Origin of the sequence: Pontibacter silvestris, assembly GCF_020907275.1 — a bacterium.
Lineage (GTDB): Bacteria > Bacteroidota > Bacteroidia > Cytophagales > Hymenobacteraceae > Pontibacter > Pontibacter silvestris.
The window spans coordinates 65,593-91,938 of sequence record NZ_JAJJWI010000003.1 but is presented as its reverse complement, the minus strand read 5'-3'; the positions used below and the strand labels follow the sequence as shown (position 1 = coordinate 91,938).

The following is a 26,346-nucleotide window of genomic DNA, read 5'->3' as shown; positions in this document are numbered from 1 at the left end:
ACTTGGGTAGTTTATCAACAAGAATAGCAGAACAGAAGTTATAAAATGAAACTTATCATGAAGAAACAATTATGGAGGCTTTTGGTCCTTAGCGTGTTCTTTGCTAGCTGCGACGACCTGGACCAAGCCCCTGAAGCTACTGCCACCAAGGGTGCTGTCTTTAGCAGTGAAAGAGGCTTGGAACTCTATGCTAATTCCCTTTACGATGTGCTGCCGACTGCTAACGACATTCACAGAGGTGATCAGATGGCTGATTACGCAGCAAGAACACAAGTGCCTGACTTCTTAAGAGAAGGTGCTTACGGGCCCAGGCAGAGTTCTGGGTGGGATTGGACAGGCCTACGTAACATTAATTATTTTATAGCGAATAACAACGACCCAGGCATATCTTCAGCTGTACGAAACCATTACATTGGCTTGGCTAGATTCTTCCGGGCCTGGTTCTACTTTAATAAAGTGAAGAGGTTTGGTGATGTTCCCTGGATCAGTAAGCCAATGGATGTAAATGATCCTGATTTGTTTAATGGACGGGACCCTAGAACACAGGTTATGGACTCTGTTTTAGCTGACATTAACTTTGCCTGCGAAAACATTACAACAACTAACGACGAAACCCGCAGCCTTATTACCAGGGATGTTGCCTATGCCTTCAAGTCCAGAGTATGTTTGTACGAAGGTACATTCAGGAAATATCATACAGAATATAATCTGGAGAGCACTGCCAGCCAATGGTTAAACGAAGCTGTAGCTGCAGCTGAAGTGGTAATGAGTAGCGGGAGGTTTAGCCTGAACACCGCAGGAGGTGAAGATATGGCTTACAGGCAGTTGTTTATCAGCCCGGCACCAGTTGCTTCAGAAGTGATGCTTGCTGCCGTAGTTGACCCTGATGTAAATGTGTTCAACGATGCAAACTGGTGGTGGACGAGTGCTACTTATGGAGCAAGAGTAAGCCTTATCAGAACGTTTGTTAATACCTATCTCAATATAGATGGGACTCCTTTTACAAGCAACCCCGGCTATGAAACCACTATCTTTCCTGATGAAGTAAAAGGCAGAGATCTACGACTTAAGCAGACAATCCGTACTGGTGATTACACAAGAATAAATGGTGGTGTTGAAGAAGCGGCTCCTCCTGTGTTTTCTTACACCTACACAGGCTATCAGCCTATAAAGTGGACCTTGGATGATATGTACTACGATGGAGGCAGTAGAAACATTAACTCTATTTCTATGATACGTTATGCAGAGGTGCTGTTAAATTATGCAGAAGCTAAAGCCGAATTAGGTACATTAACAGATGAAGACTGGGCAAAAACTGTAGGAGCCTTACGCCGCAGAGCCGGTATAACAGGAGGTTTAACTGCTAAACCCACAGTGGTTGACCAGTACCTTAAAACAAACTATTTTCCTGCAATAAATGACCCGGTGTTGCTGGAGGTACGCAGAGAAAGAGGCATTGAACTGGCTTTAGAAGGTTTCAGGTTTGATGATATTGTACGTTGGAAGCGGGGAGAGTTGATGGAGATGGAGTGGAACGGCTTTTATGTACCAGCCCTAAACCAGCCTTTAGATTTAAATGAAGATGGTGTGCTGGATGTTAGTTTTTATAAAACAATGCCTGCCAATCCGGTACTGGGAGTAACGTACATAAACGTATCTGAAACCATAAGTGGCGGTGTTAACCCACAGCAATTGTCAGAGGATACGCATGGGGAGTTAACCTGGCTGAACAATATTCCGAGGAATTGGGAGGATAAGCATTATCTGTACCCGATACCTGAAACAGACAGATTAATGAATCCAAACCTGGGACAAAACCCGGGCTGGTAAAAATGATTATATGCTAAGGGAGCAGCTAACAATTACCGTCTGCTCTCTTAGTATTATTAAATGGAAATCATTTCATCAATATTTCTAACAAACTAAGTAAATGAAACTTAAGCGTTTTCTTTTTTCTCTTATAATTATTTGCAGCATCACTACTTTAGGTTATGCGCAGCAGCTTAAAGTCGGTACCTATAATCTGCGCTTTGACAACCCCAGAGATACTGGTAACCTTTGGGTGGACAGAGCTCCTGTTGTTGCTGCCCTGCTGCGCTTCCACGACTTTGATGTTTTTGGTACGCAGGAGGCATTAAAGAACCAGTTGGACGACGTTAGCAAGGCACTACCGCAGTATGAACGTTATGGTTTAGGTAGAGATGACGGCAAAGAAAAAGGGGAACACTCCGCCATTTTTTTTAAGAAAGATAAATTTAAACTGCTAGGTAAAGGTGACTTTTGGCTTTCGGAAACACCTGATAAGCCCTCCTTAGGCTGGGATGCTACCTGCTGTAATAGAATAGCCTCATGGGTGTATCTGCAGGATGTAAATACAAAAAAGAAGTTCTATTTCTTTAATGCGCACTATGACCATCAGGGAGTACAGGCCCGGAAAGAAAGCAGTAAGCTAATCCTGCGTAAAATACAGGAAATTGCAGGAAAGGAACCTGTTATATTTACAGGAGACCTTAATGGAGATCACTCAAGTGAATGGTATCAAACTGTTGCTAACTCAGGGCAGTTAAAAGATACTTACAGGCAAGTTGAATATCCTTATGCTACTAACGGCTCCTTCAACGGGTTTAAACAGCAGCCTGACCGGAACGAGATTATAGATCATGTTTTCGTTACAGACAATTTTAAAGTTAATAAGTGGGGAATCCTTACCGATACATATTACGGTAAATTTCCGTCTGACCATTTCCCGATAATGGTGGAGTTAAACTATGCTTCAAAATAAAAACACTAAGGTTGATTTAGTAAAAGAGGGTGTCCTGAAAGGGCACCTTTTTTTGTGTTCTATTTTAAAGAAGGAAGAGCCAGGTTAGCTGATTTATCTGCTCTTACCGTTCATACATATCTTTTATGTCGGCGTTGGCCAGGTCTACCAGAAAGCTTCCAATTTGTTTGGCTATGTCGGTTAAATAAGCTTTACCTTTCTCGGAAGATGCTTTTGCCGGGTTTCCTACCCCTGTGTCATTAGTTGCTTTACTCCATTCTCGCTGCGCCCACACCCATCCTTCCTGAAGACCTTTCAGTTTAAACTTATTCGAATGACCGTTTCCCGCTTGAGACAGAGGCAGTACCAGGTCAGGAGCTATATGCATCATGGCGCTGGTTTCCATTTCTCCTGCATGGTCGCCGGATTCATCAAAATACTTGTTCCAATCTAATGCCCTAAACCAGTTCATGGTACACAGAAACATATCGGGGTGCTGTGCCTGAAGTTCCCTTAGCATCTGTTTAAAATCGTTGCCACCATGCCCATTCATTACTACCAATTTTTTTATTCCCTGGCCCGAAAGAGACTGCACCACATCGCGCAGTACAGCCAGTTGTGTGCTTGGGTTCATGTTAATGTCCAGTTTAATATCTAGCTGACCTGTGTTAACGCCAAACGGAATAGTAGGCAACACGACAACTTTAGCTCCCGCTTCCCAGGCAACTTTGGCAGATTCAGCAGCTACATAATCGCATTGGGCAACATCTGTATTGTAAGGCAGGTGGTAATTATGCGCTTCTGTGGCACCCCAGGGTAGTATGGCTACTTCAAAGGGTGTATCTTTTACAACTTTCCAATTAGTTTCGGCAAGTATGTAGGGGCGTGGTGCTGGCATATCGGTGATGTTTATAAATTAATCAATTTAAGATAATACAAATTAATAATTGAGTAGTAAAGAGCATCAGAATATTCTGGTACGCAAAACCCTATGTCAGAACCGTAGCCGACCATACTTATAGTACCCTTCTCCAACGCCAAATACTATAAATTCACGGGGTGACACCTTATATGAGGTGCCAGGGCGGAGGTGGAACTCCTTACGTTTGTCTATCTGAGACTGCGGGAGGGAACTTACCTGTTGCTTCCCATCTGGGAAAACGGTTATAAGGAAAGGCATTTTCTGAATGTCTGTAGGGTTTCCGGTAACAGTAGTGTCTTGCTGGCCTGTATAAGTACGCTCTGTGTCTGAGCAAACTAGCTGAAGCGTATCTGAGAGTGCAGTGGCAAAGTAAGAGCCAGGGGTAGAAAGATCATTCGGAGAAGTTTGTCTTTTACCAACATTGGTAGTGTAGATTATAGAGTCATTATTACGTAGTCGCATAATTATAATATCTGTGTTATTTACCGTTTTAGAGGTTACTTCTCCAATCAGTATTGCGCCGCCATCTTTTAAAGCAAGAAGCTGTTTTGGTGTAAGGCTGCGCAGACGCTGGGTCTCACCAGAATCTGGCTTATGGGGTTTAAAAGTGGAGGTGAAAGAGGAGTCAAAGGGGGTGAAAGCACTGCTAGGCTTTTTGAGTGAACCTTTGTTAAAACTACAGAAAAAAGTTCCCACAGGTTCTGGTTGATGAGTGGTAACCTTATTAGACGCTGGAACCATGTATCCTGCAACAGTTATGCTTTGTCGGGGTGTTATAACCAGTTTGGCATTTAGCGGCCTGTAGTCTGGGTTCTTATTACTTAAGTTGAATATTTCGCTCTTACCGTTCTTGCTGTTTAGCCGGTGCAACTGAAATGCCTCTGCTGCCGGAGCAGATGTTTTTTCCAGTATAAAAGAAGTGCCGTCTTCCTGCATGGCTGTTTCTTGTACTAGCCCCTGTATAGGTAAAACCTTTGACCATTGTTGTTTCAACTTAGCATTTAGTAAAGTAGCTGTTAAACCCTGCTCTTTTTCACCAGAGAATATAACTAGAGTAGCGTTGGGTGTAGAGGCTATTCTGATAGAGTTGCTTGCATTGCCGGTAGCTATTGGCTGTATATCTGCACTGTAGTTTCCATTGGCATCTATTTCCTGAGCAAACAGAATCGTAATACCATCATACAGCACCTTAGACAACATATATAATTTACCTTGCAAGAGTTGCATTTGCACAAATTCAGAAGGCTGGCCTGTAGGTGTTGTAGGACGTAGTGCCGTAGCCCATATCCTGAGGTTCTGCTCATTATAGCGTTCTAAAGTTACTTGTCCCTCTTCTTCATAAACGGCATAAAAGCCATTGGTCACTGTCCCTACAATTGCTATATGCCTTAGTTCTCTTGGCTCACGATCTATAGCTGGCCCCCATGAAACTTCAGGAACCTGAGCAAAAGCCAGCACAGGAATAAAGTACAGTATAATATTCAAAAGCATCTTCATAACTCACTGTATACGTCCAGTAGCTGGATTCGATTGGGAAGTATATGAAACAAAAAAAGCCCTTCTGCAGGGCTTTTTTTTCTGTTGAAGTTGTTATGTTATTGCCTTACTGTTGACTTATCAACGCGGGTAGGTGTATCGTTACCATACACTATTCCACGTGAGGCCAGAGCAATTGCTTTAATCATGTTTGTCATATGAGCCATATCAAGCTGCTCTATCTCATCGTTTACAGAATGGTAGGATTTATCCTGGTCAATCTGAACGGAAGAAATGGTATGAGCCGGAACTCCCAAACGTGCAAGCGTAGCGTTATCGGAACGATAAAACAGGTTCTGCTCCGGGTAAGGGTCCGGGTGGATACTGTAAGTGGTGCCTTGCAGGTGCTTTTGCATTAATTCACCTAAGTTAGACTTTTCGAAACCCGTTAAGTATGCAGTGTTAGGGCCGAACTTAGATGGCTTGCCTACCATTTCAATGTTGAACATGGCTACAATCTGATCAGGGGGTAACTGTTCAGAAAAGTACCTGGAGCCGTAGCCTCCGATTTCTTCTGCTGTAAATGCTACAAAAATCAATGTTCGGTCTGGCTTGGGCTGCTTTTTATAATACTTAGCCAGCATGATCATAGCAGTAGTTCCAGAGGCATCATCGTCGGCACCGTTGGCAATACTGTCTCCGTCTACAGCAGTTAATATACCTATGTGGTCGTAGTGGCCGGAAAAAACAACTATTTCATCTTTGCGTTTCCCTTCTATCATACCGGCTATATTAGTCAGTGGGAGTTGCTCCGCCTGGTTCTCAATTTCTATCTTGTAATCTGTAGCTACAGTTTGGTCAGTAAGTACAAATACCTTACTGTTGCCTTCATTCTTTTTTTGCTGAATACCGCCACGGGTAAGGTAGCGCTGATATGCTTTGAAGGTGTCGGTATGCTTGGGGTGTACCAGCGCCAGCACGTTCTGCTCTAGGCTGTTTATCCTGGAAATAGCAGCTCTGAAATTGTCACTTTCTTTAATTACTTCTGTGGCAACGTTAATATCTTTGTCCCATTCCAGTTCTTCATAATTTGTTACTGCAAACACATTGTCAGCAGATACAGTTTGCCCATTTAGATGTACTTCCTTTTCCTGCGGAGTGAAGCGATAAACGGAGAATGTCTGCTTAAAATTATTCTCTTCAGGTAAAGGTTTTAATCCTGTCTTCTTAAACTCTCCTGCTATAAAATCTGCTGCTTTATCTACACCTGGCGTAAAGGCAGACCTGCCTTGCATATCGTCGGCACTTAAGGTTTTTATGATCCTTGAGGTTTCCTGCTGGCTGATAGCTGATAAATTCTGGGCAAATGTATTGGTGCCGAATATCAGAGCCAGTGCAGCTACTGCCAATTTCCTTTTTTTCATAGTTGCTTAGCTGTTGTTATTGTACTGGTGATTTTTAAACATTGAGGCAGGTAAACAAGAACTGCTACAGTATTTACCGCTCACAAGATAAGAATGAAAATGGATACAAGCACAAAAGCTAGCTGGCTAAGGCAGCGGAACTACATTGTAATGCTTTCTGCGGTTCTTATTTGGGTCGGGCTCTTTTTTGCCGTTCAGTTAGATCCTTGATGATCCTCTCTCTTTCCACTCCTTTTTAAGCAGACTATAAACTTCCAGATCATGGAAAGTTTCGTTCAAAAACTCACCCTCACGTTGTACGCCTTCCAATAGAAATCCGAGTTTTTTAGGAATGTTATTGCTTCTGTCGTTTCCTACACCAACGTTAATTTGAATACGATTCATGTTCATGTCTGAGAAAATATGATTTACTAAAGCTATGCAGGAGCGGCGCATAATGCCTTTGCCCTGAAATCTTTCACCAAGCCAGTAGCCAATCTCCAGTTTTTGGTTTATATAATCAATTACCTTCAAGCCAATCAGGCCCACTACTTCCTCCAGATATATAATACAAAACACTTCATCAGACTCATTTTCTGGAGAAGACACGCTTTGCAGGTACTGTTCAGTATCGGAAGTGCTCTGGCTAAGATCAATAAAAGGCAGCCATTCGCGCAGATAGCTTCTCCCTTCATCAATCAGACGGAAAACAGGTTCGGCATCAGCAGGAGTAGCTTTGCGTAAGAAGATATCTTCGGCAATAGGAATTTGTTCTTTTTTCATGTTGAAGTGCTTAATCTCTAGGTAGGAAGAAGTCTAAAGATAGTTTCTTTCCTGCAGTTTAGAAAAAGCTGTTAATTAATATTATTTTTAAGTGAAGTACAACATAAGGTTGTATGCGCCAGTTTCATTAAAACTTTTAATGTTCATTTAATAGTGCTACTTGCTATCAGTAGCTTTGTTATTCTTTCTGTAGTTTATGCAATGTCTCTTTAAACTTATTTCAGTCTATCCGCTGGTATACTTCCGTATTTTGTTTGGCCTGCTGATGTTTTGTGAGGGCATAGGAGCTGTGCTGTTAGGCTGGGTGCAGGAGCATTATGTGGAGCCTGCCTTTAACTTTGGGTATATTGGTTTAGAGTGGATTAAACCGCTGCCAGGTTTCGGAATGGTATATCTGTACCTGCTAATGTCCTTGTTGGGGTTCTGTATTATGCTGGGGTGGCGGTATAAGTTAACCTCGTTTTTATTTTTTCTGCTGTTTGGCTATAGCTTCTTTAGTGAAAAAACGCATTACCTGAATCATCATTACCTGATCTGGCTGGTGAGTGGATTGCTCGTGCTGCTACCTGCACACCTCCAACTGTCGTTGGATGTGCGCCGGAAGCCGGAACTGGAGCAGGATGCTGTACCACAGTGGACGTTATGGCTTCTGCGTATTCAGTTCGTGATTATTTACTTTTATGCTGGTATTGCTAAAATTCAGCCCGACTGGTTAGCAGCTAAATCCATGCATATCTGGATGGCTCACAAAACACATTTCTACGTTATAGGACCTTACCTGGATACAGAGCCTATGATCTGGCTTACGAGTTGGGGTGGACTTGCTTTTGATTTGCTGATTGGTTTTGCACTGCTGTGGCCCCGCACCCGCACAGTAGCTTTTTGGGTTGCCTTTGGCTTCCATATTTTTAACTCTGCTGTATTTCACGTGGGGGTGTTTCCTTACTTTATGATTGCCGCCAATGTGCTGTTCTTCAGGCCAGACCAGATAGCCAGGTGGTTCTTTAAGAAAAGAGTAAATGTGGCATCCACAGCTCAGAAAAGACTGCACCTGCCTGAGTGGAAAAAGCGACTGGCTGTTTCATTCTTTTCTGTTTACCTGCTGTTTCAGGCTTTGTTTCCCCTGCGCCATTTCTTTATTCCTGGTGATGTAAACTGGACGGAAGAAGGGCATCGGTATTCGTGGCGCATGATGCTGCGTACCAAAAGCGGCTATATCAACTACAAAGTGATAGATGCTGATACTGGTGAAGAGTATCAGGTGCCGCTACAAAGTTACCTGACACGGGACCAGATACACAAGCTGGCTGGGCACCCGGACATGATCTGGCAGTTTGCACAATTCCTCAAAGAAGAATACCAGCGGCAGGGCGTGGAGAATCCACAGGTATATGCATATAGTGATCTGCGGTTAAATGGTTATCCATTGCACCCGATTGTTGACTCCAGCGTTGATCTGGCCTCTGTTCCTTACACCTTAGGAGCTAAACCCTGGGTTACTCCCCGGCCAGAAGCTGACGGGTGGCCCTGGGGAAGATGGAGAGCTGGTGGAACTGCTGTTGCTGATGAATAGAGTAAATATCTAACGTATAGTCAGAGTTGTATAAGCTGCCGTAGTTACTGTTAATCCAGTCATATAATGCCTGTAGTGCATAGTTGGTTGCTGAACTCTCCAAGCCGAAAGCTTTCTTTTCCCTTTCATACACCGGGAAAAGAGGAATTCTGTTTGTAAATGTTGTGGTGCCGAATGTAGAGAGGGGTAGCCCTGAAGGCTGCCTCAGTTACACAGTGCTGAGCAGGAAACCAGATCTTCGTGTACTTGAAAAGTACAGACTATAACAACACAATCGTGGGATTAGCAGCTATGATAGCTTAGGCAAATAAAGTAACTATCTTCTTCCTCTAAGCTTCTGGTTCATAGTTGTCAGACCTTTTAATTCGTTTACCTCTTCAAAAGTCAGTTCACGATACTCACCTGGTTGTAAATTACCTACGGATAAGGGGCCGATGTTGGGGCGAATCAGGCGTAAGGTGGGGTAGCCAACAGCGGCAGTCATGCGGCGTATCTGGCGGTTCATGCCTTGTGATATTTTTATTTCGACCCAGGAGGTGGGTATGTTTTTGCGAAAGCGAATTGGTTTTGAACGCTCCCAGATTTGTGGATCTTCCTCCAGTACACGTACTCTGGCCGGGGATGTTTTTATGTTTTTTATGTAAACACCACGGCGCAATTCCTCTAAAGCATCCTCCGTAGGAACGTTATCCACCTGCACCCAATACGTTTTCTCCACTTTAAACTTAGGGTCGGAGAGGCGATGTTGTAAAGCTTTGTCATCGGTAAGGAGTACAAGGCCTTCGCTGTCGTAGTCGAGGCGGCCCACAGGGTAAATACCGGGCACGTTAACATATTTCTTCAGGGTTGCCCTGCCAGCTTCGTCCGTAAACTGTGTCAGTACCTCGTAAGGTTTATTTAAGATGATGTACTTCAAAGATAGATAAGGGATTTAAATATTAAATAAGCTTATTTGATGCTGTTCTTTAAGGTTTAGCCGGTAATTAGATTAATAGCTTCCGTTAAACTTACGCACAAACCATTCTACACTTACCATTAGTAGGATTACAAAAAAGAGCCACTTTATATCTACTAAGTCATTTAGTTCTTCTGAACTATAAATCTTTTTTTTGTGGTCAGCATTTAGAATGTCCTGCTGCAGTTGCTGAAGTTGAGCCGGGTAATACAGCTTTGAATTGGTGTTATTAGCTAACTGGTAAAGCAGGTTGTGGTCAGCTACAGCATTAAGCGCTTCCAGTTGAAGTTCCTCTACAACAAATTCTCCTTTGTCTTCGTGTGCTCGGCCCCCTATGTGGGCAGTGGCAGTGTAAGTGTAACGTCCTCCGAGTAGGGAACCAATATTTACTCCTGCCTGGTTTTCACCATTGGCAAAGTTAAAGGAGCGTTCTGACTCGTCTTCTCCGGTAACTTTTAAGGTAATGTTGTGGCCGTAGACAGGCTCCAGTGCTTCATTATATGCTTCTGCGGCAAAGCGGATTTCGTCAGAGCTGGTGTATTCCGTTTGTACCGGATAAACGTTCAGGCGCTTCTTGTTACGCGGTGCACTCAGCAACTGTATCAGGTTAGTCATGAGCTTGTCATATACAGCGGCATTTTCGAAGCTGGCGGCCTCCTGTATACGCCATTGCCAGGTGCCAGAGGCAAGCAATGTTGCGTTACGCTTTTCGCCGGCAGTTTGTACAGTTAGCAGAGGTTTATTGGTACGCACACGTCCTACCTGTTGATATAGGATAGCCTCCGTGTTAGGAGCCAGTGTATAATCTCCAAAAAGAACCTGTGCAGGAGGGTAAGCTGACAATCGCTCTGTTGCATCTTCCGGAAGGTTAAAGTTATTGAAGTTAGGGTTTGTTGTACTTAATACTTCATCAAAACTTCCGTTAGTAGAAATGTTAAGGCCCACGTTCAGCCGGTTGTAATTCTGAATGTCACTTTGGGGGCCTATAATATATAAAGCTGGTATTCCTTTCTGCCGGATATAGCTAACAGCTGCCTCCCCACCCGGAGTTCTGCCTGGAAGCTGGTGAAGTACCGCTACATCATAATCCTGCTGCTTTAGGGGGTTCAGGCCTGGTATGAAAAGCTCTGTTTCGTAATTCTCGTTAGTCTCTATGGCTGCCCGCAATGCCTTAATATCAGGGTGTGGAGCTGCTGCGGCTACAAGTATTTTTATTTTGCCTTTTACAACATCAATGTAAGCATGCTTGGTATTGTTAAGCGTAGTGAACTCGCCCTGCAGAGGCTGAACTTCCAGTTCATAATGTTTTTTGCCGGTGCCATTTGCCAAAACCTGAAAAGGTACCTGTTGTACAGGCTGCCCTTGTTTAAGCGTAATAGTTTTTCGCTCCAGCACATTATCGTTTTCTTTCAGCACCACCGTGACAGTAGTATTGCCAAAACGCTCATGCTGCAGCTCTGCCACAACAGGAAAGCGGTTGCCACTATAATTTACCTTATTGTAGCGCAGTGAAGCCATGATAACATCTTTTTTAGGGATAGTATCGCCTATAGCCACCGGGTAGATTTTGTAGCTGTAATTGGCATAAGTAGGAGAGATGCCTTGATTCACAATGCCATCAGATAGTAATACTACTCCTGCCAGGTTCTGATCCTGAAAATCACGCTGTACATCTGACATGAGCTGGCTCAGGTTAGATGCTTCTGCATTAAATGTGATCTGCTCTATTTCTTGCGGAGTTCTACCTGCGCTTAATGTTCTTATTTCAGTTTGATAGCCTTTACTCCGAATATCTGCTAAGATATTCTGCAAGCCTTGCTGGGTTTTCTGTAGTTGGACAGAGTCAGAAAATAGCGAGACAGACTGAGAGTCATCCACCGCAAACACAATGGTAGGTTTTATGGTAGTACTGGCTATATATCGGACCAACGGGCCAAGCAGCAGAAAACACAGAAAGCTGACTACAGTAAAACGTATAAAAGCCAGGACATAGTTTATCCCTTTAGACCAAGGGGTGCGCTTGCTATACAGCAGCCACGCGTACAGCACACCTACAGCCAGGCAGGCCAGTATAAGCCAGGGAGAGTATGTTGTTATTATTCTGAATGAAGACACACTAGTTCAATTACGAATGATGAATTAAGAATTCTGAATCAGCAGTGACGATGGAGGCTATCTGCACTGTTTTAATATAGTACAGGTATAAACTACTACAGCTGAGGATGCCTGACATTGCAAAACTGCCAGTGCTATAGCTCCAGGCTGTACTCCACATAGATACTTAAAGATATAATAAAAAGACCAATGCTACTAACGCAAAAGTTGTAGCATTGGTCTTTAAAAGTTTAATTATCTGCTCTTAAGCTATAAACTGTCTGTTCTTAATTTTTATGTCAGCATTCCGCCATCTACCTGCAGTACCTGACCTGAGATATAAGATGACTGATCTGAAGCCAGAAAAACAGCAGAGTTAGCTACATCTTCAGGAGTTCCACCACGCTTCAGTGGGATAGCCTTACGCCATTCATCTACTACTTTCTGGTCCAGCTCATCTGTCATTTCGGTTTCGATAAAACCAGGGGCAATTGCGTTGCTACGGATGTTACGGGAGCCAAGCTCCAGTGCCACAGATTTTGTAAAGCCTATAATACCAGCTTTAGAAGCCGCATAGTTTGCCTGGCCTGCGTTTCCTTTTATGCCTACCACAGAGGTAATGTTAATAATGGAGCCGCTTTTTGCACGCATCATGTGTTTGGTGCTGGCTTTGGTCAGGTTGAAAACCGATTTCAGGTTAGTGTTAATCACAGCGTCCCACTGGTCTACAGTCATTCGCATCAGTAAACCGTCGCGGGTAATGCCTGCGTTGTTTACCAGAATGTCGATTTTGCCAAACTCAGCAATGACATCTTCCACCAGTTTTTCTGCCTGCGTATTGTCGGCTGCGTCGGAGCGGAAACCTTTTGCTTTGCCACCGTTGGCAGATAGTTCCTGCTCTAAAGCCTGTCCTTTTTCTACACTAGACAGGTAGGTGAACGCTACCTGTGCGCCAAGCTCCACAAATTTTTGTGCTATAGCGCGGCCTATTCCTTTAGATGCCCCGGTTACAAGGGCTACTTTTCCTTCTAGTACTTTCATAGGCATCAAAGTTATAAAAGATTTCAAAATTCAGAAGCAAACACCGGCATCTGCGCAGCAGTAAAAATAAAAGATGTTGTAACTTAATCTGTTATATAATATATATGAAAGGATTTATCTAAAAGAGAATGAGGTAGTAAAGTGAGGTTTGTACTATACTTAGTCGCTATTATGTGGGGGTAACAGATTTGTAATCTGATTATTGTATTATATTTAATTTTTATTTCTATCGGTTAAACCATATTTTCGTGCAAATGTTTCAACTATAACCAAAGGTATATATTCTGATGTTCAAACGAAGTAAAGGCCTCGCCATCCTCCTCGCACTATCGTTCCTTATTTTTTTTACCGCTGCACAGACACTAAACTTTGACCTTAGCAGTCTTCTGCTCAACGTTCAGTCTGCGGAAGCTGCAGAAGGAACAGAAGATGACATACCTCCGGTTGCAGCAGTAGAGGATATTAAAAGACCTGCCCCCATTATTTATGGTATCCCGACTGACTCTTTAGAGATTGTGGAGGGAGTGGTAGAGCGAGGTGAAAGCCTCTCTGAAATTTTAGCCGCTTATAATATAGCCCCGACTACAATACATAACCTAGCGCAAAAAGCAAAGGACGTTTTTAGTGTAAGACGCATTAATGCGAAGCGGAACTATATTCTGCTGCATTCACTTGACTCGGCACAAACGGCGCAGTACTTTATTTATGAGCCAAATGAGCTGGAATATGTAATTTATGATCTGCGCGGCGACCTGAATGTAACCCGTACGCAGCGAGAAATGAAAGTAATAGAACGAGAACTGGCTGGGGAAATAAGAGGTTCGCTATATGAATCTGTACTGAAGGCTGGCGGCTCGGCTCAACTGGTAAATAAGTTTGCCGATATTTATGCCTGGCGCCTTAACCTGAACCGCATTCAGCCTGGCGATAAATTTAAGTTGATTTTTGAGGAAAAGCAGATTAATGGCAATACCATTGGCTATGGTGAACTGAAAGCTGCTTTCTTCGAGCATAGTGGAGAACCTCTTTATGCGATAGGCTTTGATGAAGGCAACGGCATCAGTTACTTTGACCAGGATGGCAAGAGCATGAAAAAAGCTTTTTTGAAAGAGCCACTGGAATATACTCGCATAAGTTCCCGTTACACAAAGCGACGTTTCCACCCAGTGCAGAAGCGCTATAAAGCACACCTTGGTACTGATTTTGCCGCTCCGCGTGGCACACCTATCAGAACGGTAGGCGAAGGCGTGGTGCTGGCAGCAACCTATACCAGGGGCAATGGCTACTTTGTGAAAATCAGACATAACAAAACCTATACAACACAATACCTGCACATGTCTAAATTTGCCAAAGGGATTCGTAAAGGTGCCCATGTAAGACAGGGGCAGACCATAGGCTACGTAGGCAGCACAGGGCTTGCTACCGGCCCGCACCTTTGCTACCGCTTCTGGAAAAACGGAAAACAGGTTGATGCTTTAAAAGTGAAGCTACCTTCTGCTAATCCGGTAAGCAAGAAGAACATGACTGCTTTCTTTGCCACCAAAGAAGAAATTGTAAACCGCATGGAAGCACTTGATGTTAATGGCGTAAAACAAGAACTACTAGCATCTGAGAAAGGAGAAGCTACCAAAGGAGCTTAAGCTTATTGTTAGCATTACTTATGAAGCAGGGCACTTAGAATGAGTGTCCTGCTTTTTTATTTTGTATCCCTACTAGCACAGGATCGCATTACCGATTTGTAAAAAAAAATAATAGAGAGAAGTTAAATTAATTCTAGAAGTTATCTATATTGTAATAGAGATATACTATACGGGTGATAGTGATAAGAATATAACAGGGTTATTTCTGTATATAGTGTTAAAGAGTAGATTAAGCATATCCGTAAGTTCTCGGTAATTTGAGTTTATAAATTTGAGAAAATTCACTCAAGTTAATAAAGACTGATATATGTGTCCAACATGTGAATCAGATAGGGGGCAAGTAATCTTCAAATGAGATTAGAAATAGTTAAAGGTGGTAATTGGATAGATTTAGAGCAATGCCCTGAGTGTGATGTGCTTTGGGCTCACTCTGATTATGAGCTGTCCATACTACGTAAAATGTAAATATTCACCACAGTTCTGGCATAAGGTGCATGAAACAGAAGCCGTAAAACAATATACTGTTGGTTTTATGTCAAACAAAGAAGTTGTGGCAAAGTTTACCTGCCAATGAAATAGAGATAGTAGAAAAACACAAGAAACGTACTTACGAACACTACAATCCTATTGACTAGCCAATTGAAGAAGTAGATTTAGAAGAAATAATAAAAGCTCTCGGGAACAAGGGCTAAAGCACATAAATGTGCCTTAGCCGAGAGGTCAGCTACTATAAGATATTTAAAAATGAGAAGAAATGTTATCAGCATTTTACTAATCAGTATACTTATGTTAGGGTGTGCCCGCCCTAAAGCGCCAATCGCAGATGTGAGTCTAAATAGCACAAACTATACAATAGAGACGCAGGAAATAGAAAGCTTTTGGGATGCCTATGACAGATTAAGCAACTCTACAGATAGCTCCCTGACGTTTCAGGAGTTGTACCTTGATAGGGCAAGCCCATACTTCAAGGAGTTTTTAAAGTTGAGGGGTTTTAAAGCAAATGAGTATGTTCAGTTGGTCAGGACTATGCCTGAATTCTGGAAATCTATCAGACCCTTGACGGAAAATGTGCAAAATAGAAAATCAGAGCTCCAGCCAGCTTTCGACAAACTCAAGGAGCTTTACCCAGCTTTCAAGCAGCCAGACGTGTGTTTTGCCATAGGAACTTTAAGAACTGGTGGAACAACATCGGAGAGCCTAATTTTAATTGGAACTGAAATAGTAGCAGCCGACAATGCGGTAAATATAAGCGAGTTTGACAATGATGACTTTATGAAGCTCGTTTTAAAGAACCAAACAGGTGACATAATAGGTGTAGTGGCTCACGAAGCTGTTCATACGCAGCAGCCAGGAGGTGACAATGGAGATGAATCTCTGCTGAAGCCGACAATAGTGGAGGGAGCAGCAGATTTTATCGCATCACTGATGTTGGGCAGGATTACTCAAAGCAAAGTCATATATGATTACGGCATAGAACACGAGAAGGAACTATGGAGTGAATTCTATTCAGATGTCAAGAACGGAAAGTCCATTGATAACACTGATTGGATGTATGACTACCGAACAAACCGAACAAACCGACCAGCCGATTTAGCCTATTTCATAGGTTTCAAAATTTGTGAGGAATATTATAATAATGCTCGAGATAAGACACAAGCTATTAAGGACATTATTATGATGTCAGATGCTGAAAGTTTCCTGCTAAAAAGTGGCTATACAGAGAAATACAGTAGCTAACAAGCACATGAACCAAGTTTTGGCTAAGCCTCGCTTACCTCATGTACGAGTAGTATTTATACCAGCCTAAGTTACTGTAAACAAGCTTAAAGCATAATAACAGCTAACAAAATAAAAAATCAGGCAATGAAACATTTGCTTATATTCTTAGTGGCCGCGTTTGTATTATCCTCATGTAATAATCAAAATCAGCAGACCATGCATACAAATGATAACCAAGAGTTGGTGAGACAGTATTTTGAGCACTTCAATAATCATGACTGGGCGACAATGTCCAGTATGTATTCTGAGAATGCTGACTTTAAAGACCCATCTTTAGGGCAGGGAATTGTGAAACAGAGTAGGGAACTGATAGTAAAGAAATACGAAGAATTAAGTCAAATATTTCCGGATATTAGGGATGAAGTAGTAAATATTTATCCGTCAGGAGATAAACATGTTGTTGTAGAATTTATATCAACAGGAACAGCACCCGACAGTTCATCGTTTGAATTGCCCATCTGCACAATTTTTACGATTGAGAACGGATTGATAACAAAAGACTTTACCTATTACGACAATTTTGAAGAGTAACTTGATTGTTTGGACAGTTGGGTTCTGTCTTAAGGCAAAACCCAACTCAGTTTAAACATGAGCTGGGTTTTGATTTATGATATAGGTACTACCTTATTGCCTGTAAGCAGTGATGGTTTCAATAGTACCGTCAGGGTTATGGGTAAGCTCCGTTACTTTAATGTTTCTCAGGTGCGTTTTACCTGACATCTGAATGTCATGGTAGAAAATGTACCATTTGCCATTCTGCTCTATAATAGAGTGGTGGTTTGTCCAGCCTTGTACAGGGTTTAATATTACTCCCTTGTAAGTAAATGGCCCAAGTGGACTGTCGCCAACGGCATAAACAATTTTATGTGTATCGCCGGTAGAGTAAGAGAAGTAGTATTTGCCGTTGTACTTGTGCATCCAAGATGCTTCGAAGAAACGTCTTTCATTATCTCCGGCTAACAGCGGTTGCCCGTTTTCATCCAGTATCTGTAAGTCTTTCAACTCACCGTCAAAGCTTAGCATGTCATCGCTCATTCTGGCTACTTTAGGACTTAAGGCTGGCTGGTCATCGTTCGGGTATTCATCATTGGGTTTGTATTGCCCGGTGCTCCATCTTTGCAATTGGCCTCCCCATATACCGCCCACATACATATAAGCACTGCCGTCGTCGTCTTTAAAAACAGCAGGGTCAATACTGTAGCTGTTTGCAATCGGTTGCGGCTCTGGTTTAAATGGTCCTGCCGGCGATGAACTGGTAGCTACCCCAATTCTGAAAACATCCTCTTTATCTTTAACAGGAAAATAAAAGTAGTAGGTGCCGTTCTTGAAGGCAGCATCAGGCGCCCACATTTGTCTGCCAGCCCACGGAACATCTTTAATGTCTAAGGCTACTCCATGATCTGTGATTTTTCCGCCTACACTATCCATCGAAAAAACATGGTAATCTCGCATGTCGTATTGGTCTCCGGTGTCATCTTCCGGTATACCGGCATCAACATCGTGCGAAGGGTATATGTAAATCTTGCCATTAAATACATGGGCAGAAGGGTCTGCCGTATACATGTCAGTTATCAATGGCTCTGATAAATATCTTGAATTAGTACTGGCAGATTCCTGTCCTTCAGACTCATTTGTTTCAGCCTCAGTATTACTGCTTTGGCAAGAACCTAGCAAACCTGATGTAACCAGCAAAGCAATCAGTGATTGCTTGAAATAGGAGTTTCTAATCATTTTCTTGTAAATTTGTTAAATAACATTTTAAGTGTAGCAAGAGAAACAGCTTGCCTGGTTAAGACTAATGAGGTGCCTGTAAACCACTGCAAAACTTAGCTGCCATACAAACATTAGTATTCAAATATAATCATTTTAGCTTACTGCAACCGATTTCATTGAATATTTTTATAAAATAATAAAACATTATTTTGTAGAAAACCGAGGCTGAGCAGATATTATGACGAACTATAGCAACTTAAACCAACCGGAAAGTATACCAAAAGTTTTTGCAGAAGCCTGGAATAACAGGGATGCCAAAAAGCTGGCTTCTCTTTTTGATGAGGATGCTTCATTTGTAAACGTAACCGGGCTTTGGTGGCACAACCGGAATGATATTGAAAAAGCCCATGCTTATGGCTTACGTACTATCTTCAATACTTCAACGCTATCCATTATTCGTACAGAGGTAAAATATCTGGCAGAAAACATTGCAGTGGTGCAGGCAAAGGTGAGGCTAACAGGGCAGACATCTTTTATTGAGGTGAGCCAGCCAGGGCAGCGGCGTACTATTTTCACTTTTGTTGTGCATAAAGAGGGAGAGGAGTGGAGTTGTGCCGCGGCTCATAACACGGACATTGTGCCAAACATGGAAACGCATATCAGAGATGGGAATAACCAATTAATACCTGTAGATTACAGGAAAGCAGGTAATTCATCAGAGAATAGTTAAGGACAAAAGCAGTTTTTTAGTTGTACAGACCAACAGGCTAAAGCAGATATGGAATCACTAATTCACGAAAACAAGGTATTTGAAAAAGTTACCTACGCAGGCAAGGATATTAAGAACAGGGAGTTTGAGAAATGTACCTTTAAACTCTGTGACTTTTCTGGTAGTAGCTTCTCCCATAGCCGCTTTACAGACTGCCAGTTTATAGGGTGTAACCTGGCAATGATGAAACTGAATAGCTCCACGTTGAGCGATGTTTTTTTTAAAGAGTGTAAAATGATTGGCGTTAATTTTAGTGAGTGCGAAGACTTTTTATTTACTGTCCGCTTTGAGAACAGCATTTTAGATTATGCGTCTTTCATGAGGAAGAAGATGCCAAAGACACAGTTCATTAACACTTCTTTAAAAAATGTAACCTTCGCAAACACTAATCTAGCCGGTGCTTTGTTTGATAATACTAATCTGGAGGGAGCTGTTTTTGAAAGAACTGAATTAAAAGAGGCCAACTTTGCCACCGCCTACAATTACATTCTCGACCCGGAGCATAACAACATCAGGAAAGCAAAGTTTTCACAATATGGTATAGCCGGCCTTTTAACCAAGCATGATATCAGAATAGAGTAAAAGAATAGTGGTTGAGATAGTCTTCTGAATTTCGTATCCTGTTTATGATACATAGTGTATCGTTGGTATAGTTATGTTTATTTGTCGCTACTAACGTACTATCTTATTTCTTCCCTTATTATCAAATTTATCCCAGGAAAGATAATGAAGCTGTAAACTTTTAATGATCTACTAGGTTGGAACAGTTATAGAGGTTGCAAATTCCAGCCAAGCTATAAAAGTTTATAATTTATAAAAAGAGAAATAATGGATTCAATAGTAGCAGGAAACAAAAGCAGTTCTAAACCGGAAAGTGCAACAATTATTTTGGCAGGAGCCACAGGAAACCTTGGAGCTCATATTGCTAGGCACCTGCTTCAACGTGGAGCCATAGTAAGGGCATTAGTTCGTCAAGGAAGTTCCAGGCATGCTGTTACCGCTTTGCGTCAGCAAGGTGCATCCATCGTTGAAGTCGATTTTAATAGTATCGGAAACTTAACGAAAGCTTGCTCCGGCGGCTCTTGTGTTGTGTCCGCATTGTCAGGGCTCCGGGAAGTGATTGTTGATACGCAGACAAGACTGCTTAATGCGGCTGTGGAGGCAGGTGTTCCACGCTTTATTCCTTCTGACTACTCAATTGACTTCACAAAGTTGCCCTACAGAAGTAACCGGAACCTTGACCTCCGTAGGGAGTTTAGCGAAACACTGGACAAAGCACCGATTGCAGCTACTTCCATTCTTAATGGCATGTTTACAGACTTACTTACCGGACAGGCTCCGGTTGTTCTTTTTGGACTAAAGCGGGTCATTTACTGGGGCAATGCAGACCAACTGCTTGATTTTACGACCATAGAAGCTACCGCAGCGTTTACTGCTGCAGCAGCACTCGATCCTTCTACTCCTCGTTTCCTTCGCATTGCTGGCGAGGTGGTAAACATTAGAGGAGTTAAAAATGCCGCAAGCAAAGCAACAGGAAAGGAATTCCACTTATTCCGTGTTGGGGGCTTGGGTGTTCTAGAATCCATGATTAAGTTTACCCGTACCTTGTTCCCCAAAAACAATGAGGTTTTTCCTCCGTGGCAGGGAATGCAATACCTGCATAATATGCTCAGTGGCCTTCCGAAGCTAGAGCCACTTAACAACAACCGCTATCCGGATATTCCTTGGAAATCTGTACACGAAGTGCTGGCGGCACGTGCCTCATCATGATAAAGGTAAAGGAAACGCTTAACCAAGAGGATATAATATAATGGATTGAATAGGATTCAGTGCAGGTTATAACTTTTACATCTGGGGCAGCATCCAAAATGTTGTGTCTTATTTAAATGATCTTATGCCTTTTAGCTGGCTGTGGTTGTCTTCGTCCTGTTTGGCTTCCTCTGAAAAAACGAGGAAGAACAGGTTCTTCGATAAGGCGGTTGCAGTGTTTGAGGACTAGTAGTGGAAGCTTTTACCAACAACCAGACTTGCGCTCTTTCTTACTTGGTAACTACTGGTTCTTTACAATACTTTTTCAGGTAAGCATCAGCATCCTTTAGTCCAAGTGATCGGGCCTTTGTCCAGTCGGAGCAGGCACCTGCTTTGTCACTGAGGTGGTATTTAGGAGCACCACGGTTATAATAGGCTTCTTCATAGCCCTCATGCAGCGAAACAGCCATATCATAATCCTTAATAGCTCCGCTGTAGTCTTTTAAACCATAGCGTGTAAGACCACGGTTGTTGTAAATTTTTGCGTCTTTAGGGGCCAGTTCTATAGCTTTGTTAAAGTCCAGCAAAGCAGCACGATAGTCTTTTAAATTATACTTAGAGAGACCACGGCTAAACCAGGCCTCCGTGTGCTTCGGGGCTAAGGCAATAGCTCGGGTAAAATCTTCTATAGCGCCACGGTAATCTTTAAGGCGGTCTTTAGCCACACCACGGTTAGTGATGGTAACTACATGTTGAGGCTCCAGCTTTAATACTGCATTATAGTCTTTGATAGCCTCGGCATAACTGCCAACTTTAAACTTCTGGTTTCCGCTTAGGAAGTAATCTTTAGCAGAATGCTGTGAAAGAGCAGAGAAAGAAATCAAAACTGATGCAAGCATCGTAAATAGTGTCTTCATAAGATAGCGCTATTTTAACGCGTGCAAAATAACAGTACATAGGCTGTTTAAAAAGCCTTTTCAACTATATGATGTATTATCATTATTCACTTACATCTTTATCTTGCTATTATTATATAACTATATAGCTGAGGCAAATAGAAGAGTAGTTTTGTGAAGTTGGAATTATGGCTTATTTTTGCTCATCATTAAAAATAAGGAAACCATGGCATCAAAATACGATTTAGTAGTTATTGGTAGTGGCCCGGGCGGATATGTGGCAGCAATACGTGCGTCGCAACTGGGTTTAAAAGTAGGTGTAATAGAGCGCGAGTCGCTTGGTGGAATCTGCCTGAACTGGGGCTGTATTCCTACAAAAGCTTTATTGAAAAGCGCAAGTGTATTTGAGTACATCAACCATGCTGCAGACTATGGCATTACAGTAGGCGATGCTTCTGTCGATTTTGGTGCTGTTATTAAGCGCAGCCGCGGTGTGGCCGACGGCATGAGCAAAGGAATTCAGTTCCTGTTCCGTAAGAACAAGATAGAGACTATCATGGGAACAGGTAAAGTTACAGGCAAAGGCAAAGTAGAAGTAACAGATGCCGATGGCAAAAAAAGCACTGTAGAAGCTACAAATATTATTCTGGCCACCGGTGCCCGTTCACGTGAACTTCCTAACCTGCCAATCGACGGTAAAAAAATCATTGGTTATCGCCAGGCAATGTCTCTAGACAAGAAGCCGGAAAGCATAGTAATAGTTGGTTCAGGTGCAATCGGGGTTGAGTTTGCTTACTTCTACAACGCCATGGGTACGAAAGTAACCATTGTAGAATACCTGCCAAATATAGTTCCTGTAGAGGATGAGGAAGTGTCTCGTCAGCTTTCAAAGTCTTTCAGAAAGTCTGGTATCAATATTATGACAGATTCTTCTGTAGAGTCTGTTGATACAAGCGGCGATATCTGCAAAGTGAAAGTTAAAACTGCTAAAGGCGAGCAAATACTTGAGGCTGAGGTCGTGCTTTCTGCTGTAGGTATTCAGACAAATCTGGAGAACCTTGGCCTGGAAGAGCTAGGTGTTAAAACTGACAGAGGCCGTGTGTTGGTAGATGATTTCTACAAAACTAATGTAGACGGAATCTATGCTATCGGTGATATTGTTCCTGGTCCTGCTTTAGCACACGTGGCTTCCGCAGAAGGTATTATCTGCGTAGAGAAAATAGCTGGTCAGAACCCAGAGCCATTGAACTATGGCAATATACCTGGCTGTACTTATTGCTCACCTGAAGTAGCTTCTGTTGGCTTAACAGAGAAAGCAGCCCGTGAGCAAGGTCTGGATATTAAAGTTGGTAAGTTCCCGTTCACAGCTTCTGGTAAGGCAAGTGCTGGCGGTGTGAAAGAAGGCTTTGTAAAAGTTATCTTCGATGCGAAGTATGGCGAGTTCCTGGGCGCGCACATGATTGGCTCTAACGTAACAGAAATGATTGCGGAAGTAGTAGTTGCCCGTAAGTTGGAAACTACCGGCCACGAAATCATCAAGGCTGTTCACCCACACCCAACCATGAGCGAAGCTATCATGGAGGCTTCTGCCGCAGCATATGACGAGGTAATCCACTTGTAATTTATATTTACAGATACTTTTAAGGGGTTGGTCGAGTTTTCGGTCAGCCCCTTTTTGCTTTAGATGGAATACAGCGAAAAGGGGCTTTATTTTGCACTTACTTCTGAGGCTTTCAGGAGCTTTATACTACAATACTATCTACAACTATGAAGATTACTACTGCTGGGCATCAGCTTTATGCTATGTGCCGTGAGTTACGCTCAACCCGATACCTTAGCTATCTCTGCTAAAGATTTAAAAGTAAAACAGCTTAAGCCAGGCACCCGGCAATATCTGGTAACTGTACAAACGCCAGGCAACCCCAAAGTACTTACCCAAAGCCTCTGGAACCGCAAGGTAAGTTATCAAACCATAGATGGCAAGGAGCGCCTGGTGATACGGCAGAACTGGATTGGCACCGATACATTATCCCACAGGGCTGTCTACTCTATCTGCAAGAAAAATTTTGTACCCATTTACCACACCAGCACTATTTACAGGGGCACTTTAGCCTATAATTTTTATGCTGACAGGGTAGAAGGCACAGACACTACTGTAAACAATGCAGCGAAAGGGTTTAAGGTAGCTTTGCAGGAGGCCACTTTTAATTGGGAACTGGACCTGGAGTTTTTTGAAAGCCTGCCCTTAAAGGCAAACACAGTGTACAAAATAAACTTTTATCACCCTGGCAGTAAAGCAGGTCCGAAAGACTACCTGTACGAGGTAACGGGTTCAGAAAAGCTTACCACTATTAATAATACTTCAGTCGAATGCTGGCAACTGAAGATAGACTATGGCAGCAGCAATTACGCCATCTTCTGGATAGCTAAAAAGACACATGAAGTACTCAAAATGGAGGAGAGGTTTAACAGTGTAAAACGCTATAAAGTAAAGCTTGGCACTAACGCAGGAACTTATATTTGAACTAAACAGGGGCGGGAGAAATTTTCTTATGTCCTTGCTTAGTTTGGTGCTTTGCCATCAGCAGTCTTACTTCATATCCTGATAAAGTTATGTGTATTAATTACTTCTTTGGCATCTTAAAATAATATTTGCAGAATAAAATATGTGGCATAAGAAAACTTGATCATAAAATATAGTACTTTTGTGATCCTTTAAACACAACATTAAAATGCAATTTTCAATTACCGCTTCCAACCCACGTTTCAAAGTTGTTACTTATGACGACGCCATTCCGGAGGTGAAAGCTATTTACGACGATACCATGCAAACGCTGCAATTGCCGTTTGTGCTGAACTGGTTTAAATGCCAAGGTACTAATGCCACATTGCTTCGCGGTAACTGGGCTAAACTAAAATCAACTTTAGTTGAAGGCCAGGTGCCTAACATTCTGAAACAGCTTATCATCTATAACGTGTCCAAAGAGCGGGGCTGCGATTATTGTGCGAAGGCGCATGGTATTTTTGCCGATAGCATGAGCGGATTGATCAGTGATGAAGAGAACTTCAAAGTAACCGAAAACCTGGATTCGCCAAGTTTACCAAATAGCTATAAAGTGGCCATTAATCTGGTAACGAAAGCTGCCATTACAACAACAGCTGTAACCGATGAAGACTTTCAGCAGTTGGCTGAAGCTGGTTTTACAGAAGAAGAAGTGCAGGAACTGATGGCACAGGCAGACCTTGTAAACATGCTAAACACAATTGCCACTATTTCCGGCATAAAGGTAGATAACGAACTGCTGGAAGTAGAGCTATAGTAGTTTTTGGTTGCTGTAAAATACCTCTGCTTTGTTAGTTTCAGAAAATCAGGCGCTCCGGATTACCTACGAGGCCTACTCCAGGTTCTCCAACAGTTTAATCAGGTGCCGCACTTTTGATGATGTGGCAGCCTGCTTTAAGGTTAACTTAAAATACCTGTTCAATTTTCATGTGTTCAGGGCAAGCTACCACCGTGGCAGCTATTATCTGCATCTGACGGTAACATCGGGTGGAGCTAATATGCAAGTGCAGCATGAGGCAGGTTATTTGGCACATGAAGAAGTGCTGCTGGAGAAGGGGATACCGGCCTGTTGGAAGGAATTAGAGCCTTTTTTGCTTCCGGAGGAGTATAAACTGCCTGAAGACGAGCAAGGAGAACTGTGGGGATGGCTTATAAGAAATGATGAGAAGCACCAGGTATTGGTATCGGTGCTGTCTGGTACAAGCAAGTTGTTTACTAAAAAAGATATAACATTTCTTAAGCTGGCAACCGAGAACTTGAAAACAAAGCTATTAGAGATTTGCCTGTTTAATGAACTGGATGAGAAGAACAAATACCTGAAGGATGCACTTGTTACCATCCATGAAAAGAACACAGAGATAACTTCTATCATAGAGCAACAGAAGGAGATTATAGCAAGCAGAACCAAAGAAATTGCAGATAAGAATGAGAAACTGCTGCAAATATCTGTACTCAACGCGCACGATGTGCGCGAGCCCCTTACCCGTATAATGGGCCTTATGTCATTAATGGAGCACTACGCTTCTTCGGATGATATAAAAGACAAGTTTCTGCCCAAACTAAAGGCATCTTCAGAAGATTTAGACAAGGCTCTGCAACATGTTATCTCCAAAGCCACTACAGATTTGCTAAAATTAAAGGCTTAAAAGTTATAAAATGAAAAAAATAGTTCTTGTAGATGATATGGAAATATCTAACTTCATCATATCTACAATGATAGAAAATATTTATCCGGGTTATGTTGTGCATGATTTCACAAATCCTGTACAAGCTTTCTCTTCCCTTAATATAATTGAACCAGATGCTATTCTGCTGGATTTAAATATGCCTGAAATGGATGGCTGGGCATTTCTGGATAGCATGCAAAGCCGTAATATGAGCTATCAGGTACATATCCTTACCTCTTCTACCAGTGAACTAGACAGAAGACGTTCCCTCACTTACAGTAATGTCATCAGTTATCAGTCAAAGCCTTTAGATGAGAAGGAGCTGGTTAAAATTCTGCAGTAAGTGTTAATGTAAGGTTTAACTAGATTAAGTTATGTTTTGGCAGGGCCACTGCTGTGTTACCCATCCCAAATACATCGAAGCTAATTTTAGAGGGATAAGTTAAAGTTGCTTTAAATGTTATGCTTTTAATGCCAGCTTGATGGTCGTTTCTTTTTCAGGTTTTAAAAGAGTTTGCTGCACATACAGCAGTAATCAAACCGTGTAAATGCCGGAGCTGGT

The 26,346-nt window shown here is 42.4% G+C and carries 23 protein-coding genes; 14 read left to right on the top strand and 9 right to left on the bottom strand.

Annotation, left to right across the window (positions count from 1 at the left end; genetic code table 11):
* Window positions 1-57 precede the first annotated feature (57 nt).
* Together LN995_RS03615 and LN995_RS03610 are read left to right on the top strand one after the other, a co-directional pair.
* Complete coding sequence (locus tag LN995_RS03615; RefSeq protein ID WP_229958458.1) at window positions 58-1,830, top strand: RagB/SusD family nutrient uptake outer membrane protein; 1,773 nt, start codon at window positions 58-60, stop codon at window positions 1,828-1,830.
* 100 nt (window positions 1,831-1,930) lie between these two features.
* A complete protein-coding gene (locus tag LN995_RS03610) occupies window positions 1,931-2,782 on the top strand; it encodes an endonuclease/exonuclease/phosphatase family protein (RefSeq protein WP_229958456.1) in 852 nt (283 codons plus the stop codon).
* Window positions 2,783-2,885: 103 nt separating this feature from the next.
* Here LN995_RS03610 and LN995_RS03605 read toward each other — a convergent pair whose 3' ends face one another.
* From LN995_RS03605 to LN995_RS03590, 4 genes are all read right to left on the bottom strand, one after another.
* Window positions 2,886-3,659, bottom strand: a complete 774-nt coding sequence (locus tag LN995_RS03605) for a creatininase family protein (RefSeq protein WP_229958453.1) — start codon at window positions 3,657-3,659, stop codon at window positions 2,886-2,888.
* A gap of 96 nt (window positions 3,660-3,755) precedes the next feature.
* A complete protein-coding gene (locus LN995_RS03600; RefSeq protein ID WP_229958451.1) occupies window positions 3,756-5,180 on the bottom strand; it encodes a hypothetical protein in 1,425 nt (474 codons plus the stop codon).
* 98 nt (window positions 5,181-5,278) lie between these two features.
* Window positions 5,279-6,583: a M20/M25/M40 family metallo-hydrolase gene (locus tag LN995_RS03595; protein WP_229958449.1), complete on the bottom strand. Its 1,305-nt coding sequence runs from the start codon at window positions 6,581-6,583 to the stop codon at window positions 5,279-5,281.
* Between the two features lie 198 nt (window positions 6,584-6,781).
* Window positions 6,782-7,345, bottom strand: coding sequence for a GNAT family N-acetyltransferase (locus LN995_RS03590; protein WP_229958448.1), 564 nt, complete (start codon window positions 7,343-7,345; stop codon window positions 6,782-6,784).
* A gap of 196 nt (window positions 7,346-7,541) precedes the next feature.
* Between LN995_RS03590 and LN995_RS03585 the strand changes: the two genes are divergently transcribed.
* Window positions 7,542-8,918, top strand: coding sequence for an HTTM domain-containing protein (locus tag LN995_RS03585; RefSeq protein WP_229958445.1), 1,377 nt, complete (start codon window positions 7,542-7,544; stop codon window positions 8,916-8,918).
* Window positions 8,919-9,234: 316 nt separating this feature from the next.
* On the opposite strand, the gene LN995_RS03580 is transcribed toward LN995_RS03585, so the two are convergent.
* The 3 genes from LN995_RS03580 to fabG form a co-directional block, all read right to left on the bottom strand.
* A complete protein-coding gene (locus LN995_RS03580; RefSeq protein WP_229958443.1) occupies window positions 9,235-9,834 on the bottom strand; it encodes a pseudouridine synthase in 600 nt (199 codons plus the stop codon).
* Window positions 9,835-9,906: 72 nt separating this feature from the next.
* Window positions 9,907-11,988, bottom strand: a complete 2,082-nt coding sequence (locus LN995_RS03575) for a VWA domain-containing protein (RefSeq protein WP_229958441.1) — start codon at window positions 11,986-11,988, stop codon at window positions 9,907-9,909.
* Between the two features lie 273 nt (window positions 11,989-12,261).
* Window positions 12,262-13,008: a 3-oxoacyl-[acyl-carrier-protein] reductase gene (fabG, locus tag LN995_RS03570; RefSeq protein ID WP_229958439.1), complete on the bottom strand. Its 747-nt coding sequence runs from the start codon at window positions 13,006-13,008 to the stop codon at window positions 12,262-12,264.
* Window positions 13,009-13,295: 287 nt separating this feature from the next.
* On the opposite strand from fabG, the gene LN995_RS03565 reads away from it, so the two are divergent.
* From LN995_RS03565 to LN995_RS03555, 3 genes are all read left to right on the top strand, one after another.
* Window positions 13,296-14,648 carry a peptidoglycan DD-metalloendopeptidase family protein gene (locus tag LN995_RS03565; protein ID WP_229958437.1) on the top strand — a complete coding sequence of 451 codons (1,353 nt, stop codon included), beginning with the start codon at window positions 13,296-13,298 and terminating at the stop codon, window positions 14,646-14,648.
* Window positions 14,649-15,392: 744 nt separating this feature from the next.
* On the top strand, window positions 15,393-16,385 hold the full coding sequence (locus LN995_RS03560; protein WP_229958435.1) for a gliding motility protein GldB-related protein: 993 nt from the start codon (window positions 15,393-15,395) through the stop codon (window positions 16,383-16,385).
* 225 nt (window positions 16,386-16,610) lie between these two features.
* Window positions 16,611-16,958 (top strand): nuclear transport factor 2 family protein, encoded by a 348-nt coding sequence (locus LN995_RS03555; protein WP_229958781.1) that lies wholly within the window; start codon window positions 16,611-16,613, stop codon window positions 16,956-16,958.
* A 93-nt stretch (window positions 16,959-17,051) separates the two neighbouring features.
* Here the strand turns inward: LN995_RS03555 and LN995_RS03550 are convergent, their stop codons facing one another.
* A complete protein-coding gene (locus tag LN995_RS03550) occupies window positions 17,052-18,158 on the bottom strand; it encodes a glycoside hydrolase family 43 protein (RefSeq protein ID WP_229958433.1) in 1,107 nt (368 codons plus the stop codon).
* A gap of 220 nt (window positions 18,159-18,378) precedes the next feature.
* Between LN995_RS03550 and LN995_RS03545 the strand changes: the two genes are divergently transcribed.
* The 3 genes from LN995_RS03545 to LN995_RS03535 all read left to right on the top strand — a co-directional run bounded on the left by LN995_RS03545 (window position 18,379) and on the right by LN995_RS03535 (window position 20,679).
* Complete coding sequence (locus LN995_RS03545; RefSeq protein ID WP_229958431.1) at window positions 18,379-18,870, top strand: YybH family protein; 492 nt, start codon at window positions 18,379-18,381, stop codon at window positions 18,868-18,870.
* A gap of 48 nt (window positions 18,871-18,918) precedes the next feature.
* On the top strand, window positions 18,919-19,491 hold the full coding sequence (locus LN995_RS03540) for a pentapeptide repeat-containing protein (protein WP_229958429.1): 573 nt from the start codon (window positions 18,919-18,921) through the stop codon (window positions 19,489-19,491).
* A gap of 246 nt (window positions 19,492-19,737) precedes the next feature.
* On the top strand, window positions 19,738-20,679 hold the full coding sequence (locus LN995_RS03535) for an NmrA family NAD(P)-binding protein (RefSeq protein ID WP_229958428.1): 942 nt from the start codon (window positions 19,738-19,740) through the stop codon (window positions 20,677-20,679).
* Window positions 20,680-20,948: 269 nt separating this feature from the next.
* On the opposite strand, the gene LN995_RS03530 is transcribed toward LN995_RS03535, so the two are convergent.
* The gene (locus LN995_RS03530; RefSeq protein ID WP_229958426.1) at window positions 20,949-21,575 is read right to left on the bottom strand and encodes a tetratricopeptide repeat protein; all 627 of its coding nucleotides are present in this window, start codon (window positions 21,573-21,575) and stop codon (window positions 20,949-20,951) included.
* 205 nt (window positions 21,576-21,780) lie between these two features.
* Between LN995_RS03530 and lpdA the strand changes: the two genes are divergently transcribed.
* The 5 genes from lpdA to LN995_RS03505 all read left to right on the top strand — a co-directional run bounded on the left by lpdA (window position 21,781) and on the right by LN995_RS03505 (window position 26,127).
* Window positions 21,781-23,175: a dihydrolipoyl dehydrogenase gene (lpdA, locus tag LN995_RS03525; RefSeq protein WP_229958424.1), complete on the top strand. Its 1,395-nt coding sequence runs from the start codon at window positions 21,781-21,783 to the stop codon at window positions 23,173-23,175.
* A gap of 189 nt (window positions 23,176-23,364) precedes the next feature.
* On the top strand, window positions 23,365-24,078 hold the full coding sequence (locus LN995_RS03520) for a hypothetical protein (RefSeq protein WP_229958422.1): 714 nt from the start codon (window positions 23,365-23,367) through the stop codon (window positions 24,076-24,078).
* A gap of 208 nt (window positions 24,079-24,286) precedes the next feature.
* A complete protein-coding gene (locus LN995_RS03515; RefSeq protein ID WP_229958420.1) occupies window positions 24,287-24,874 on the top strand; it encodes a carboxymuconolactone decarboxylase family protein in 588 nt (195 codons plus the stop codon).
* Window positions 24,875-24,905: 31 nt separating this feature from the next.
* Window positions 24,906-25,763 carry a hypothetical protein gene (locus LN995_RS03510; protein WP_229958418.1) on the top strand — a complete coding sequence of 286 codons (858 nt, stop codon included), beginning with the start codon at window positions 24,906-24,908 and terminating at the stop codon, window positions 25,761-25,763.
* Window positions 25,764-25,773: 10 nt separating this feature from the next.
* Window positions 25,774-26,127: a response regulator gene (locus LN995_RS03505; RefSeq protein ID WP_229958416.1), complete on the top strand. Its 354-nt coding sequence runs from the start codon at window positions 25,774-25,776 to the stop codon at window positions 26,125-26,127.
* The last annotated feature ends 219 nt before the right edge of the window (window positions 26,128-26,346 follow it).

Bases quoted from the DNA above. Each gene is read 5' to 3' on its own strand.
- LN995_RS03540 (WP_229958429.1), top strand. From the start codon at position 18,919: ATGGAATCACTAATTCACGAAAACAAGGTATTTGAAAAAGTTACCTAC.
- LN995_RS03550 (WP_229958433.1), bottom strand. From the start codon at position 18,158: ATGATTAGAAACTCCTATTTCAAGCAATCACTGATTGCTTTGCTGGTT.
- LN995_RS03565 (WP_229958437.1), top strand. From the start codon at position 13,296: ATGTTCAAACGAAGTAAAGGCCTCGCCATCCTCCTCGCACTATCGTTC.
- LN995_RS03560 (WP_229958435.1), top strand. From the start codon at position 15,393: ATGAGAAGAAATGTTATCAGCATTTTACTAATCAGTATACTTATGTTA.
- lpdA (WP_229958424.1), top strand. From the start codon at position 21,781: ATGGCATCAAAATACGATTTAGTAGTTATTGGTAGTGGCCCGGGCGGA.
- LN995_RS03590 (WP_229958448.1), bottom strand. From the start codon at position 7,345: ATGAAAAAAGAACAAATTCCTATTGCCGAAGATATCTTCTTACGCAAA.
- LN995_RS03585 (WP_229958445.1), top strand. From the start codon at position 7,542: ATGCAATGTCTCTTTAAACTTATTTCAGTCTATCCGCTGGTATACTTC.
- LN995_RS03600 (WP_229958451.1), bottom strand. From the start codon at position 5,180: ATGAAGATGCTTTTGAATATTATACTGTACTTTATTCCTGTGCTGGCT.
- LN995_RS03610 (WP_229958456.1), top strand. From the start codon at position 1,931: ATGAAACTTAAGCGTTTTCTTTTTTCTCTTATAATTATTTGCAGCATC.
- LN995_RS03545 (WP_229958431.1), top strand. From the start codon at position 18,379: ATGACGAACTATAGCAACTTAAACCAACCGGAAAGTATACCAAAAGTT.
- LN995_RS03505 (WP_229958416.1), top strand. From the start codon at position 25,774: ATGAAAAAAATAGTTCTTGTAGATGATATGGAAATATCTAACTTCATC.
- LN995_RS03530 (WP_229958426.1), bottom strand. From the start codon at position 21,575: ATGAAGACACTATTTACGATGCTTGCATCAGTTTTGATTTCTTTCTCT.
- LN995_RS03515 (WP_229958420.1), top strand. From the start codon at position 24,287: ATGCAATTTTCAATTACCGCTTCCAACCCACGTTTCAAAGTTGTTACT.
- LN995_RS03595 (WP_229958449.1), bottom strand. From the start codon at position 6,583: ATGAAAAAAAGGAAATTGGCAGTAGCTGCACTGGCTCTGATATTCGGC.
- LN995_RS03605 (WP_229958453.1), bottom strand. From the start codon at position 3,659: ATGCCAGCACCACGCCCCTACATACTTGCCGAAACTAATTGGAAAGTT.
- LN995_RS03615 (WP_229958458.1), top strand. From the start codon at position 58: ATGAAGAAACAATTATGGAGGCTTTTGGTCCTTAGCGTGTTCTTTGCT.
- fabG (WP_229958439.1), bottom strand. From the start codon at position 13,008: ATGAAAGTACTAGAAGGAAAAGTAGCCCTTGTAACCGGGGCATCTAAA.
- LN995_RS03535 (WP_229958428.1), top strand. From the start codon at position 19,738: ATGGATTCAATAGTAGCAGGAAACAAAAGCAGTTCTAAACCGGAAAGT.